Here is a 13252-nt window from a genome sequence, read left to right as displayed (position 1 = left end):
TTTATAAATCTGCATTCTTTGAAACTTCAGTTTCAGATTCTGCAATTTCTTTTTTGGTAAACCTCGGCTGAAGAATCTTTGCGATAAGACCTGTCCATCCGGTTTGGTGGGAAGCCCCCACTCCACGCCCGTTATCACCGTGGAAGTATTCGTAAAACAGAATATAATCTTTAAAATCCGGGTCAGTCTGAAATCTCGGATATTGCCCGTTGAAAGGGCGATTTCCGTTTTTATCTTTCAAAAATAATGCTGAAAGTCTTTTCCCTAATGAATCTGCAATCTCATCAAGGTTGGAAAAATTTCCGCTTCCTGTAGGATATTCCACGATAAAATCAGGGCTGTAATAAAAGAAAAACCGCTGCAGGCTTTCAATAATTAAAAAATTAATCGGAAACCAAACCGGGCCGCGCCAGTTGCTGTTGCCTCCGAAAATTCCGCTGTCACTTTCTGCGGGAGTATATTTTACCTGATAATCTACATTGTTGAAATGCAATTGATAGGGTTTTTTTTCATATTCTTTGGATAAAGCGCGAACGCCGTATTCACTTAAAAATTCATCCGGATTCAGCATTCTGTGCAGCAATCTTTTCAGACGGTGGCCGCGAAGCAGTGAAAGCAGGTGTTTAGAATCTTCCCCTTTTACTTCCCAATGAGAAACCAGAGCAGCCAGTTCAGGTTTATTTTCGAGTATCCATTTCATTCTGTTTTTAAAATTGGGCAGTTTTTCGATCATTTCATCATCAATTACTTCAACGGCAAACATCGGGATTAATCCCACAATGGTTCTGAGTTTTAAAAACATATTGTCTCCGTTGCCGGATGAGATGGCATCATAAAAGAACTCGTCTTGCTCATCCCATAAACTGAGCTGCTCTTCCCCCATATTATCTAGGGCATGCGCGATGTAGAGGAAATGTTCAAAAAACTTGGTGGCCATTTCTTCATAAATCCTGTTGTATTGTGCCAATTCTAAAGCAATTCTCATCATATTGAGGGCAAACATTGCCATCCAGCTGGTTCCGTCTGACTGTTCCAGCTGTTCACCATCCGGAAGTATTGTATTCCGGTCAAAAATCCCGATATTATCGAGTCCTAAAAATCCGCCTTCAAAAATATTGTTTCCGTTGCTGTCTTTTTTATTCACCCACCAGGTAAAATTCATGAGCAGCTTCTGAAAAGCGCTTTCAAGAAATTCTACATCCGGTTTTTTATTCAGGTATTCATCAATTTTAAAAACCCTGAAAACCGCCCATGCATGAACAGGAGGATTCACATCACTAAAATTCCATTCATAGGCAGGAAGCTGTCCGTTGGGATGCATATACCATTCAAATAAAAATAGTTTTAGCTGATGTTTTGCAAAACCCGGATCGATAAGCGAAAAGCTGATCGTATGAAAGGCCAAATCCCACGTCGCGTACCAAGGATATTCCCATTTATCGGGCATTGAGATGATATGCTCATTATTGAGCTGCTGCCAATCGTAGTTTCTTATTTTCTCGCGGGATTTTGCCGGCTTACATCCTGCAGGATCTCCTTTAAGCCATTTTTCTACATTATAATGATAAAACATTTTGTTCCAGAGCATGCCTGCGAAAGCCTGCCTTTGTACTAATTTTTCGTCCTTAGATTCTATCCCTTCCTGAATTTCCGCATAAAAATCTTCTGCATCTTTTTGCCTTACCTGGAATATCTGATCAAAATCTTTAAAAGGAGATTCCAAATTTTTATCTGAAAGCCTGAATTCGAAATTTCGGCTCTCTTTTGCGGCAAAGATTTCATCGATAAAAAATGAAGCTTTGGTTCCGAAACCTTGTGGGTTCACAGAAGATGAATCCTGGTTGATAATGAAATTATTAATCCCGTCTTTACAGTATTTTGAAGTATTGGGTGACTGATAAAGTTTTTCATTATTCGATTCATTATCACAGAATAAAGTTTTTTGTGAATGTTTCGCGTAGATATTTTTTACTTCAATCTCTTTATGGTCTATTGTGATATGCGTTAGTTCTTCCGAGCTTAATTGTGGTTGATAATTATCATATCCCCAATTCCAGGTATTTCTGAACCAAATGGTAGGAAGAATAATAAGCGAAGCCTCTTTTTCAGACTTGTTTACGATGGTAAGCTTTACCAAAATATCATTTTGGCTTTCTTTTGCATATTCTATAAAGATATCGAAGTATTCATTATGATCGAAAATCCCGGTATCGATGAGCTCATATTCCGGTTCTTCTTTGCTTCTTTCTGCATTGGTTTTAAGTAAATCTTCGTACGGAAAAGGATTTTGAGGATATTTGTACAGCATCTTCATGTAAGAATGTGTAGGTGTAGAATCGAGGTAGTAGAAATATTCCTTAACATCTTCCCCGTGATTACCTTCGCCGTTTGACAATCCGAAGAACCGCTCTTTCACCATCTTATCTTTTTTGTTCCAGAATCCTATGGAAAAAACGAGCTTCTGCATATCATCACAGATTCCGCAAATACCTTCTTCACCCCATCGGTACGTTTTGGCTTCAGCGGTATCATGATTGGTATAGTTCCATGCGTCTCCGTCTGCACTGTAATCTTCGCGCACCAAACCCCACTCTCTGTTGCTGACATACGGTCCCCATTTCTTCCATGAAATGTCTGATAATCTTTCTTTTTCGGAATTCATTTACCTTTAAATTTAATACTTATGACTGAATGCTGTCACTTAGTCGCGCCCCGGATTGAACGGCCTGTCTGAGCTCTTTTTGTAAGCTTCTGAAATGCGGTGGCACAAAAAAGCGAGTAGTGAAAGCCGGAAATGTGCGCCAAAATTTATCCGCCTGTAGAAAAACTCTCAAAAGTGGTCATTCCTCCATCGACGAAAATGCTTGCTCCGGAAATGTAATCGGCAAGATCGCTGGCTAAAAATGCCGCTAAGTTTCCGATGTCTTTCGGCTGCCCGATTCTGTTGTAAGGAATAAGCTGCAAAAGTGAATTTAATGCATCGGGAGTGCTCCAAGCGTCTTTATTGATCGGGGTCTGAATTGCGCCCGGACAAATGGAATTGACGCGTATTTTATCGGCTCCGTATTCCTGAGCCAAAGTTTGCATCAGCATTCTGATCGCCCCTTTACTGGCAGCATAATTGGCATGACCTGCCCAGGGAATTATTTCGTGGACGGAACTGATATGAATGATCTTTCCACACGCTACGGAACGTGAAGGATCGATCCCGCGGCGAAGAAATTCTTTGATGGCTTCTCTTGCGCAGAGAAACTGGCCGGTTAAATTGACTGCTATCACCGCGTTCCAGTCATCAAGGGTCATTTCTGTAAATTTTGCGTCTTTTTGAATTCCTGCATTATTAACAAGGATATCTACCGTTCCGAATTCCTGAATGACATCTTTGAACATTCTGACGACTTCCTCTTCTTTGGAAACATTGCATTGGTAGACTATTCCTTTTCCGCCGGCTTCGGTAATTTCTGTTAAAACGGCTTTGGCTTCATCGGCTGATCTTTCTGATGAATGGTTGACAATCACCGCAGCTCCCGCTTCTGCAAGAGATTTTGCAATACCAGTTCCGATGCCGCTTGATGCGCCTGTAACAATGGCCACCTGATTTTTTAAGGAAACTTCCATGATTTAATTTTTTTATATTGAATGTGCTGAAAGGATCACGCCAAACAAAAATTCCGAGCCTTAAAATTCCATTAAAGTTTTTTAGTCATCAAAAACTGGGGGCCGCTTCTTCCATCCCTCATCTTCCCTTCATACTGATATCCTGTATTAGAATAGATCTGAAAGGCTACGGTATTTTTTTCGTTCACCGCCAGAACAATTTCGTCACATTCTGAAAAATGTTCCCTGATAAAAAGATCGACTTCAATCATGGCCTGTTTCCCGATTCCTTTTCCCTGAAAATCTGGGTTTACAGATAATGAACGGAGTAAAACTGCATTTTTGTTTTCAGTAAGATCCAGTTTATCATCTCCAAAATCAAGGACAAAAAAACCAGCAGCTTTTTCGTTGTAAAAAATGGTAATAGGATAGGCAAAAAAATCGTCGTTCAGATTTCTTTCTTCAATTTTTTCCAATGCCTGTTTTGCCGTTGCGGTAAACTGGGATTGGATATCGTCTAAAGCATAATCAAGCTCAGGCAAATGATCGGGCTTATAAAATTTTAAATTAATCATATTTTAATGATGATAAATATTTTCGTACATCACTCCGGCACGGATTTCAACCGGTAATTTATTCTCATCAGGTACAATCGGGCAATTGTAATCATATGCATTGTACGCGCAATAAGGCTGATAAGAGGTATTAAAATCCAGAATGATTGTATGTCCTTTAGGAATTTTCAGATCCATATATTTTCCTCCGCCGTACGTCTCTTTATTATTAGTTTCGTCACGAAAAGGGAGGAAAAGGTAATCTTTATACTCTTCCGTTTTCATTAAATCTAAACTTTGGTAGATGTTTAAAGTATAAGATTTACCCTTTAAAGTAAAAGTTGCTTTGCCAAATTCCTGATAGGATTTTGTTTTGCCTGAAGAAGTTGGAAGATCAAAAGGCTTTGGGTTTTCAGTTTTAGTAAATTCTGCGGTAACTCTGTATTTTAAATCAATCGGAAAAAAAGGATGCTGTTTAAATGCCGCAAAATTATCCCCTCGTAAAGGTGTTTCTTTTGGGTCTGAATATTCTTTATTTAAATTTCTCTGAAATGTTATAATGTCTTGAATTTCTTTAGACTGCTGTTGATTTCCCTGAGAAAATAGCAACACAGGAAATAAGAAAAGTAAAAATAAGATATACTTTTTCATTATTCTTCTGAGATTTTAATTCTGTAAATATCTGAAGTATTTCTTTTTATTGATTTTACAAAAAACCCACCTTCTTCAGGAATCACCTCTTTAAAATCAAAGCTTTTGCAATCTTTCGGCAACCCGGAAAATACCAGCGTAAACCAATAGTCTTTCATAAACGGAATTACTGTCCAGTTGGGAAATACGGAGATATTTTCAGCGTGGATCAGTTTGCTTTGGTGACTCGAATTTTTATCAATCAGAACCGTCGAATTCCATATTCTGATTAGATTTCCCAACAGTGGTGACGCCGGAAAACAACAGTGGACAATCACTTGTTTCTCTTCTTCAATTTTGGTCTGAAGAGATTCTAAAAGCTCCTGGGTAATGATCGGTTTTACAATGGTTTCTGTCATAATAACAATGGTTGTAAGCAGAAGGCTACGTTTTATGATAGCTTTTGCTTATTTCCGTATTTAATATTTTAATCCTAATTTTTCTTTGCTGTAGGCTCTTACTTTTTCTGTAAGTTCGGGATGTTCAGATAGTTTTTGTCCGTATGATGGGATCATTTCTAACAGCTTATCTTTCCACTCGCCATTTAGTTTGTCGGGGAAACATTTTTCGATTACATTCAGCATTGCAAATACTGCTGTAGAAGCTCCCGGTGAAGCTCCTAATAATGACGCGATGGTTCCCTGTTTATTGACGACGACTTCAGTTCCAAATTCCAGTTTGCCGCCCTGTGCTTCATCTTTTTTAATAACCTGAACTCTTTGTCCTGCAATTTTCAGTTCCCAGTCTTCTTCTTTGGCATCTTTTACAAATTCTCTTAAATGCTGTATTCTCTGAGCTTTGGTCATGGCAACCTGCTGAATGAGATATTTGGTAAGCGGAATATTGTGCCACCAAGCTCCGAATAGGGATTTTATATTTTTGGTATTGACACTTTCCGGCAGATCAAGATAGCTGCCTTCTTTTAAAAACTTGGTAGAGAAACCTGCAAAAGGACCGAAAAGCAATGCTTTTTTGCCATCAATAATTCTCAGATCCAAATGCGGAACCGACATTGGCGGCGCATCTACTGTGGCTTGTGTATAGACTTTTGCCTGATGTTTTTCTACCAGTTCCTGATTATGGGTTACCAGCCATTCTCCTGAAACCGGGAAACCACCATACCCTTGACTTTCTTTAATTTCAGAGCTTTCGAGCAGCGGCAAAGCATAGCCTCCCGCGCCGATGAACACAAAATCTGCTACTACTTCCTGCTTATGGCTGTGAATTCTGTCTTTTACCTTCATTTCCCATTTTCCGTCTTCTCTGGGATCAATGTCTTTGACCTCGTGGTACAAGAAAACCTCAACATGCGAATCTTCCAGCAAGTGTCTTCCCATTTTTCTTGTTAAAGTCCCGAAGTTGACATCTGTTCCGAGATCCATCCTGGTCGCGGCCAAAACTTCAGATTCATTTCTTTTGCTCATCACCAGAGGAATCCATTCTCTGAGCTGATGATGATCTGTTGAAAATTCCATTTCAGAAAACAATGCAGATTTTTTCATTGTTTCGAACCGTTTCCTGAGGTATTCTGCATCTTTTTCGCCAAAAACCAGACTCATGTGCGGACAGGAATTAATAAACTCCTGCGGATTCTGGATATATTGCTTTTCAATAAGATAAGACCAGAACTGCTTTGAAATCTCAAACTGCTCTGCAATTTTTTCTGCTTTTGATATTTCTATCGTTCCGTCTGCATTTTCCGGAGTGTAATTTAATTCACAAAAAGCCGAGTGACCTGTTCCAGCATTGTTCCATGCCGCAGTACTTTCTTTGGCAAACCTTCCCAGTCTTTCAAAAATGGCAATTTCTAAAGTAGGATCAAACTCGTGAAGCAACGTCGCTAAAGTCGCGCTCATAATTCCGCCTCCGATCAGAACCATATCGTATTTTGGCTTTGGAGTTCTTCGTATCAATGAATTGGGCATGAAGTAAATTTTATTACGAATTTCGTGAAAAGTTTTAGATTACATGCCGTATTTAATGATTTTTAACGCTTATAAAAATCCGAAGATTTTTGCCGATTGCATTTTAAGACGGAATTAATTTTAAATCTGGAATCATCAATCATGTATATCCTATTTTCAGCGGATGATGAGCATAAAAAAACACCAGCCGTTGTGCTGATGTTTATGTTTTATGATATTGATTAATTTAATTTTGCAGTGAGCTTCTTAAACTGTTTTTCTGCGTTTTTACCTTCGTATAGAATTCCGTAAATCGTGTCTATGATAGGTAACTTAAGATTTTTCTGCTTAGATGTTTTATAAATAGAATCTGCTGCATAATATCCTTCCGCGATCATATTCATCGACTGGATGGCTGATTTTACGGTATATCCTTTTCCGATAAGGTTTCCAAGATTCCGGTTTCTTGAAAATAAAGAGTACGCTGTAACGAGCAAATCTCCTAAATAAGCACTCTCATTTACATCACGCGGCGCTTCGTAAATTGCTTCTAAAAAAGTTTCCATCTCGCGGATCGCATTGGAAACGAAGACTGCGGTAAAGTTATCCCCATATCCTAATCCGCTCGCAATACCGGCTCCGATGGCAAAAATATTTTTAAGAATAGCGCTGTACTCGTTTCCTAGGATATCTTTACTTGAATTGACTTTAATAAAATCTGAATTGAAAATCCCAACCAGTTTGTCTGAAGTTTCATCTTCCACAGTGGCAACCGTAAGATAGGAAAGACGTTCCATCGCAACCTCTTCTGCGTGACAAGGGCCTGCAATTACCGCCTGATTTCTGAAACCAATCTGAAATTCTTCTTTGAGATAATGGGCAACGACATCATTTACTTTGGGAATAATCCCTTTAATCGCAGAAACGAAAATTTTATCTTTATACTCACAATTCATTTTTTCCATCGTGTCTGAAAGATAAATTGATGGTGTTGCCAAAACTACGACGTCACAGGCAGAAACGAGCTCGTTGATATCGGTGGTAAGCTTTAAGTGTTTAAGATTAAAATTAACTGCGGTAAGATATGTCGGGTTATGGCCACGAAGCTCAATGGCCCCTTTCACAAATTCACTTCGTACACACCAATGTACGGTTTTACAATTTTCAACAAGCATTTTTACAATAGCAGTCGCAAAACTTCCGCTGCCTACAACCCCGACAGAAATATCATTCTTATTCTTTTTTGAGTCTGCAGATTCTGAAACTGATTTCTTTTTCGCCATAATTAAAATGTAAAGTGCAAATATATTAAAACAAAGAATGATCCGAAAAGTATACTTCCAATAAATTTGTTTTATAAAAAATTACCATCAACAGACAATTAAATGATAAAAACACCGTTATTATAAACTATTTATAGGTAATGTCATATCTCAAAATTTATTTTAATTAAATTTGCACCCTTAAAACCGGTTCTAAATTCTAAGAAAAAGAAATGAAGAAATTTTTAATAGCCAAAAAGAAAGTATCAATTCTGATTGGCGCACTTTCACTTGTAGTTTTTGCGCAAGGCATTTTTATCGCCAAACTTTTTTCTGAGAAAGACGATAAAAATTATGAAGTCAATCTGGTAAAAATCAATACAGAAAAAGACAGTGTAGATTATTTAAAGATGAAAACGGATCTAAGCCTGGTAGATCAAACCATAGGACAGCTGAATTCTTTTTTAAAATCAAAAAATATCCAGAATGAAAAACTAATGGTTCTGGACAACGACAGCATTTCAAATTCAATCTACTTGGCAAAGCAGTCAAACCGGTACAGCCAATATCTGATGGATCTTCAGAAAAAACTGATGCAGGTTCCTTTAGGAATGCCGACTGACGGGTATATTTCATCAAATTTCGGGGTAAGAAAAAACCCTATCCCTTTTAAAACTGTATTGGCATCTGTAAAAACTACCGCTGAGGTAAAACCAGCAACAGTTGCGGCCGCTCCTAAACCGGAGGTGAAAGCTGAACCCGTTGAAAAAATTATCGAGCTTACAGACAGTTACGGAAATAAAAGAGAAGTAAAAGTAATGGTAACGCCAAAAACAGCCAGCGCACCCGTTGCTTCTGCTTCAGCAAATTCTTCTGTAAAAAGTGTGGCTACCCCTTCTAAAACTCCTGTTGAAAAAAATAATCCGCCTGCGGAAGCTGATCAGATGCAGTTTCATAAAGGTCTTGATATTGCCGTTGCTTTTGGATCGAATGTGATCGCCACTGCTGCAGGAACCGTTATTTTTTCAGGGCAAAAAGGGGGATATGGAAACTGTGTGATTGTCTCTCACGGAAATGGATTGGCTACTCTTTATGGACATTTGTCTCAATTGATTGCCAAAACCAACGATAAAGTAAAAGTCGGCCAGGTTATTGCCAAATCAGGAAATTCCGGGCGTTCGACAGGGCCTCACCTTCATTATGAAGTGCACAAAAACAATACTCCGGTGAACCCAAAACTGTTTATGAATCTGTAAATAGTTTACAATAAATTTCGGCGGCACCTTTGGTGCCGCCGAAATTTCAAATAGATTCAAAAAATTAATACGCAGCCGTAAAACGCTCACGAATGTGGTTATTCTGTTCCAATTCGTCTACTAAAACTACGGCAACATCTTCTACAGAAAGAATACTTCTCCCGTTTTCATCGAAAACAGGATTTTCTAATGCAGTTCTGTACATTCCGGTCCTGATTCCGGCAGTTCCCTGATGCATTTCGATAGCGGGGCTGAAAAACGTCCAGTCCAAATTATCATTCTTCTTAATTTCATTCAGATAATCTCTTGCTGAAGTAGCACCCGGTTTTATTTCGGCAGGAAAATCTACACTGTCTACCAACTGCTGCCCGTCAATATAAAGACTTCCGGCTCCACCCACTGTAATAAATCTCTTTACACCCGATTTTTCGACTGCTTTTTCTATGTTGACAGAACCTTTTAAAAAATCTTCATAAAGATTAGGATTAGTCCATCCCGCATTGAAAGCACTGATCACGGCATCATTTCCTTTTAAGGCTTCTGCCAAATCATCGATGTTGTTTACATTAATGCTTTTTGCCTTTACTTTTTCATTCTCGTTTACTTTAGAAGCGTCTCTCACAATGGCTTCAACGGAGTACCCTCTATTTTCCAATTCTTTTACAACTTGTGTGCCCACAAAACCTGTGGCACCAATTACGGCTACTTTTTTCATAGTATTTTATTTAAATTTTATTTGTAATAAATATTATTACATTTATGATTAAAAATTTTTATCTGAACTGATTGGTAAATTCCTGAAGAGACTTATTTTTCAAGAAATTCAGAACCAATTGGGTGGTCTCGTCAAACAATTCATCAAGATGGATGTTGATTTCTTTTCCTACGCTGCAATTGGGATTAGGCTTCATATTTTTTTTTCCTAACAATTCATTATTTTGGATAACAGTATAAATTTCTGAAATCTGTATCAAGTCCGGGTTTTTCGAAAGCCGAATTCCGCCTTCTTTTCCGAGCCTGCTTTCTACTAAGCCTGCTTTTTTTAATCCTCCCAATTCTTTACGTATAATAACGGGATTGACATTGATGCTTCCCGCAATCCAGTCAGAAGTAAGCCATTCCGGATATGATTTTGACAACAACGTCATGATATGTACTGCCGTAGCAAATCTTGTATTGCTCATAATAATAGGACAAAGGTAATTAAATTTTTAAATGTAACAAAAATAATTACAATTAATTTTGTTTAAAAAAAAAGAACCTACCATTCGGCAAATTCCTTTAAGTTTATTTTATTCCCAATAATTCGACCTCGAAAATAAGTGTACTGTTGGGACCTATTTCTTTGCTGATCTGTTCTTCACCGTAGGCTAAATTCGGAGGAAGAAACAGTTTCCATTTGCTTCCGACAGGCATGAGCTGCAAAGCTTCCGTCCAGCCTTTTATAACGCGGTTCAGAGGAAAAGATGCCGGAGTTCCTCTTTTTACCGAGCTGTCAAATACTTTCCCATCGATTGTTGTACCGTGGTAATGGCATTTTACGGTGTCTTTGGATTTAGGTTTTGCACCGTCGCCTTCTTTGATAATTTCGTACTGCAATCCGCTTGGCAAAGTAATGACACCTTCTTTTAAGGCATTTTCTTCCATAAAGGCTCTCCCTGCATTCAGGTTTTTCTCTGCCTGTTCTTTTTTACGTTTAAATAACATGTCTGCTACTCCCATTCTCAAATGTTTTGACAAAGATAGTATTTTGATCACTGATTCATTAAAAGAAATTGCATGTTCCAGTGCATAAAACTTAACAAAGTATAATGTTCTCTTAACGCAGATTAAAAAACTTGGCGTTATAATTGGATTTTATTATTTTATGCAGGAACCTTTGTCTTATCATAAGAACTTTGAAAAGCTAACCTATGAAGAAAAGCAACTTCTGGAAGAAGCCAAAAAAAGTATTGCAGATTTTGTGGAAAAATCCTCTGCTATCAGTGATGTACCTTATTCTACAAGAAATGCGCATGCAAAAACCTATGCTGTTTTGAAAGGGGAATTTGTTATCGGTGCTGAATTGCCTTTTGAACTGAAAGCTATATTTAACAAAGAAAAATACAATATTACCGTACGGTTATCGAATGCCCATCTTAAAATCAATAATGGCGGAAAAGATATCCCTGCATATGGTTTTGCTATTAAAATAAAAGATGATGCAGATCGTACGATTGCCAATTATCCTTTGGTGAATTTCCCTCTATTTCCAATTAATTCTGTTACAAAATTTTTAAAACTGTTTACCGTGATCAACCGGTTTTTTGTTAAAAAAACAAACTATCTTTTTCCTTTATTAAAGCAACTTTATACATTGATTCCTAATCTCTTATATATGCCTTTTTTGAAGCATGTATTTCGATTCATTCGGAACAAAAATAATTTTATCCTGTCTTTTGATTATCATTCTGTAGGCGTTTACCGGATAGGAGATTATATGGTTAAAATAAAATTAAGCCCGAAAAATGCAGCTGAAAATTTTGGGAAGAATGTATCTGTAAAAAAGGGAATAGAAGATTTTTTCAGGGCTCATCATTTTGAATCTGATGTTTTTGTACAGTTTTGTTACAATCTGAAAGATCAGCCTGTTAATATTCTTAACCGGGATTGGAAGAATTCAACTTTTATTAAAATCGGGGAAATACGGCTGGATAAAGATGCTTTGCTCAATCCTAAAGACTGTGGCAATGAGTTGCTATCTTTCAATCCGTATGAGAGTGCGGAGATTTTGCAGCCTGTCGGTAAAATACAGAAGCTACGTGATGAAGCGTACAAAGTATCTTTGCAAACAAGAAAAAAAATCAATACTCTTTTAAAGTATAAATAACTTTTTAGCCTTTATTCATAAAAAAGGCCTTACCTGAAGTAAAGCCATTATTTATTGAATATTATTTCCTATTCGATTTCCGGTTTTTCATCCTCCTTTTTATCGGGGAACAGAAGTGATGCTATCACTGAAATCACCAAAACGCCACCTACAATACCTAAAGATACCGGTGAAGAAATATGAATCCACGGTGCAATAAGCATTTTTATCCCTATAAATGATAAGATAATCGCCAAACCGTATGACAGCTTGCTGAACATATGGATGAAATTGGCCAATAGGAAATACAGTGATCTTAAACCTAAAATGGCAAAGATGTTTGAAGTGTATAAAATAAAAGGATCATCAGAAATAGCGAAAATTGCCGGAATAGAATCTACCGCGAAAAGCACATCCGTAAACTCAATTACCGCAACTACCACCAAAAGCGGAGTTGCCATTTTAATGCCGTTCTGTACGGTAAAAAATTTATCTCCCACATAGTTATCAGAAACTTTCCAGAATCTTTTAATTAATCTTGCACCCGCGGTATTGCTGTAATCTTCATCATCGTCGCCATCGCCGTCACCCCAGGATTTGATTCCTGCATACACCAGAAACAAACCAAACAGGGCCATTACAATATTGATTTTTACCGGATGTCCAAAGACATTCATTTCCGGTAAATAAGTTAAATTGATTAATCCTACCCCGGCAAAAATAAATATGGCCCGGAATATCAACGCTCCGATAATTCCCCAGAATAAAACTTTATGATGCAGGTATTTCGGGACTTTAAAAAACCCGAAAACCAGGATAAAAACAAATAAATTATCTACCGAAAGTGCTTTTTCTATCCAGTATGCTGCTTGATACTGCGTAAATTTTTCTATAGCAACTGCATGGCTTCCTGCCGTTCCGTCTGTATTGAAAACCCAGTACACCACTCCTGAAAACACCATAGACAGTGAAATCCATACGATGGACCAGATGGTGGCTTCTTTAGAAGAAACCTCATGGCTTTTTTTATTAAAAACCCCTAAATCGAGGAGTAACATGATAACCACCGTTATCGCAAAACCCCAGACCAAGCCGGGATGAAGATCTATAATACTTTGATGCTGTTCCACTTATGATATCT

Annotated in this window: 13 protein-coding genes; 2 read left to right on the top strand and 11 right to left on the bottom strand. The window is 37.8% G+C overall.

The genetic code is table 11. The features are described from left to right. Position 1: 1 nt before the first annotated feature. From N0B16_RS00595 to N0B16_RS00565, 7 genes are all read right to left on the bottom strand, one after another. On the bottom strand, positions 2-2662 hold the full coding sequence (locus tag N0B16_RS00595; RefSeq protein WP_262988784.1) for an MGH1-like glycoside hydrolase domain-containing protein: 2661 nt from the start codon (positions 2660-2662) through the stop codon (positions 2-4). Positions 2663-2808: 146 nt separating this feature from the next. After that, positions 2809-3618, bottom strand: a complete 810-nt coding sequence (locus N0B16_RS00590; protein ID WP_262988783.1) for a glucose 1-dehydrogenase — start codon at positions 3616-3618, stop codon at positions 2809-2811. Positions 3619-3689: 71 nt separating this feature from the next. Next, positions 3690-4172 (bottom strand): GNAT family N-acetyltransferase, encoded by a 483-nt coding sequence (locus N0B16_RS00585; protein WP_262988782.1) that lies wholly within the window; start codon positions 4170-4172, stop codon positions 3690-3692. 3 nt (positions 4173-4175) lie between these two features. Further along, complete coding sequence (locus N0B16_RS00580) at positions 4176-4802, bottom strand: DUF1684 domain-containing protein (RefSeq protein ID WP_262988781.1); 627 nt, start codon at positions 4800-4802, stop codon at positions 4176-4178. Next, on the bottom strand, positions 4802-5200 hold the full coding sequence (locus N0B16_RS00575; protein ID WP_262988780.1) for a hypothetical protein: 399 nt from the start codon (positions 5198-5200) through the stop codon (positions 4802-4804). Before N0B16_RS00575 ends, N0B16_RS00580 begins: the two co-directional genes overlap by 1 nt. Positions 5201-5260: 60 nt before the next feature. Beyond that, the gene (gene mqo, locus N0B16_RS00570; RefSeq protein ID WP_262988779.1) at positions 5261-6766 is read right to left on the bottom strand and encodes a malate dehydrogenase (quinone); all 1506 of its coding nucleotides are present in this window, start codon (positions 6764-6766) and stop codon (positions 5261-5263) included. Between the two features lie 221 nt (positions 6767-6987). Further along, positions 6988-8028: an NAD(P)H-dependent glycerol-3-phosphate dehydrogenase gene (locus N0B16_RS00565; RefSeq protein WP_262988778.1), complete on the bottom strand. Its 1041-nt coding sequence runs from the start codon at positions 8026-8028 to the stop codon at positions 6988-6990. A gap of 212 nt (positions 8029-8240) precedes the next feature. Here N0B16_RS00565 and N0B16_RS00560 point away from each other — a divergent pair, with 212 nt between their 5' ends. Then, on the top strand, positions 8241-9263 hold the full coding sequence (locus N0B16_RS00560; protein ID WP_262988777.1) for a M23 family metallopeptidase: 1023 nt from the start codon (positions 8241-8243) through the stop codon (positions 9261-9263). A gap of 64 nt (positions 9264-9327) precedes the next feature. On the opposite strand, the gene N0B16_RS00555 is transcribed toward N0B16_RS00560, so the two are convergent. From N0B16_RS00555 to bamJ, 3 genes are all read right to left on the bottom strand, one after another. Then, a complete protein-coding gene (locus tag N0B16_RS00555) occupies positions 9328-9978 on the bottom strand; it encodes an NAD(P)-dependent oxidoreductase (RefSeq protein ID WP_262988776.1) in 651 nt (216 codons plus the stop codon). Positions 9979-10036: 58 nt separating this feature from the next. Then, complete coding sequence (locus N0B16_RS00550; RefSeq protein WP_262988775.1) at positions 10037-10447, bottom strand: Rrf2 family transcriptional regulator; 411 nt, start codon at positions 10445-10447, stop codon at positions 10037-10039. A gap of 103 nt (positions 10448-10550) precedes the next feature. Then, positions 10551-10985 (bottom strand): BamJ family beta-barrel-assembly machinery protein, encoded by a 435-nt coding sequence (bamJ, locus tag N0B16_RS00545; protein WP_303647411.1) that lies wholly within the window; start codon positions 10983-10985, stop codon positions 10551-10553. A 145-nt stretch (positions 10986-11130) separates the two neighbouring features. Between bamJ and N0B16_RS00540 the strand changes: the two genes are divergently transcribed. Beyond that, a complete protein-coding gene (locus N0B16_RS00540; protein ID WP_262988774.1) occupies positions 11131-12132 on the top strand; it encodes a catalase family protein in 1002 nt (333 codons plus the stop codon). Positions 12133-12200: 68 nt separating this feature from the next. On the opposite strand, the gene N0B16_RS00535 is transcribed toward N0B16_RS00540, so the two are convergent. Next, complete coding sequence (locus tag N0B16_RS00535; RefSeq protein WP_262988773.1) at positions 12201-13241, bottom strand: TerC/Alx family metal homeostasis membrane protein; 1041 nt, start codon at positions 13239-13241, stop codon at positions 12201-12203. Positions 13242-13252 lie beyond the last annotated feature (11 nt).

Origin of the sequence: Chryseobacterium gilvum (genome assembly GCF_025628965.1) — a bacterium.
Lineage (GTDB): Bacteria > Bacteroidota > Bacteroidia > Flavobacteriales > Weeksellaceae > Chryseobacterium > Chryseobacterium gilvum.
This window is presented reverse-complemented; position numbering and strand designations above follow the sequence as displayed.

Coding starts and splice junctions, on each gene's coding strand:
- N0B16_RS00555 (WP_262988776.1), bottom strand. CDS start 9,978: ATGAAAAAAGTAGCCGTAATTGGTGCCACAGGTTTTGTGGGCACACAA.
- mqo (WP_262988779.1), bottom strand. CDS start 6,766: ATGCCCAATTCATTGATACGAAGAACTCCAAAGCCAAAATACGATATG.
- N0B16_RS00575 (WP_262988780.1), bottom strand. CDS start 5,200: ATGACAGAAACCATTGTAAAACCGATCATTACCCAGGAGCTTTTAGAA.
- N0B16_RS00560 (WP_262988777.1), top strand. CDS start 8,241: ATGAAGAAATTTTTAATAGCCAAAAAGAAAGTATCAATTCTGATTGGC.
- N0B16_RS00585 (WP_262988782.1), bottom strand. CDS start 4,172: ATGATTAATTTAAAATTTTATAAGCCCGATCATTTGCCTGAGCTTGAT.
- N0B16_RS00590 (WP_262988783.1), bottom strand. CDS start 3,618: ATGGAAGTTTCCTTAAAAAATCAGGTGGCCATTGTTACAGGCGCATCA.
- N0B16_RS00580 (WP_262988781.1), bottom strand. CDS start 4,802: ATGAAAAAGTATATCTTATTTTTACTTTTCTTATTTCCTGTGTTGCTA.
- N0B16_RS00550 (WP_262988775.1), bottom strand. CDS start 10,447: ATGAGCAATACAAGATTTGCTACGGCAGTACATATCATGACGTTGTTG.
- bamJ (WP_303647411.1), bottom strand. CDS start 10,985: ATGGGAGTAGCAGACATGTTATTTAAACGTAAAAAAGAACAGGCAGAG.
- N0B16_RS00540 (WP_262988774.1), top strand. CDS start 11,131: ATGCAGGAACCTTTGTCTTATCATAAGAACTTTGAAAAGCTAACCTAT.
- N0B16_RS00595 (WP_262988784.1), bottom strand. CDS start 2,662: ATGAATTCCGAAAAAGAAAGATTATCAGACATTTCATGGAAGAAATGG.
- N0B16_RS00565 (WP_262988778.1), bottom strand. CDS start 8,028: ATGGCGAAAAAGAAATCAGTTTCAGAATCTGCAGACTCAAAAAAGAAT.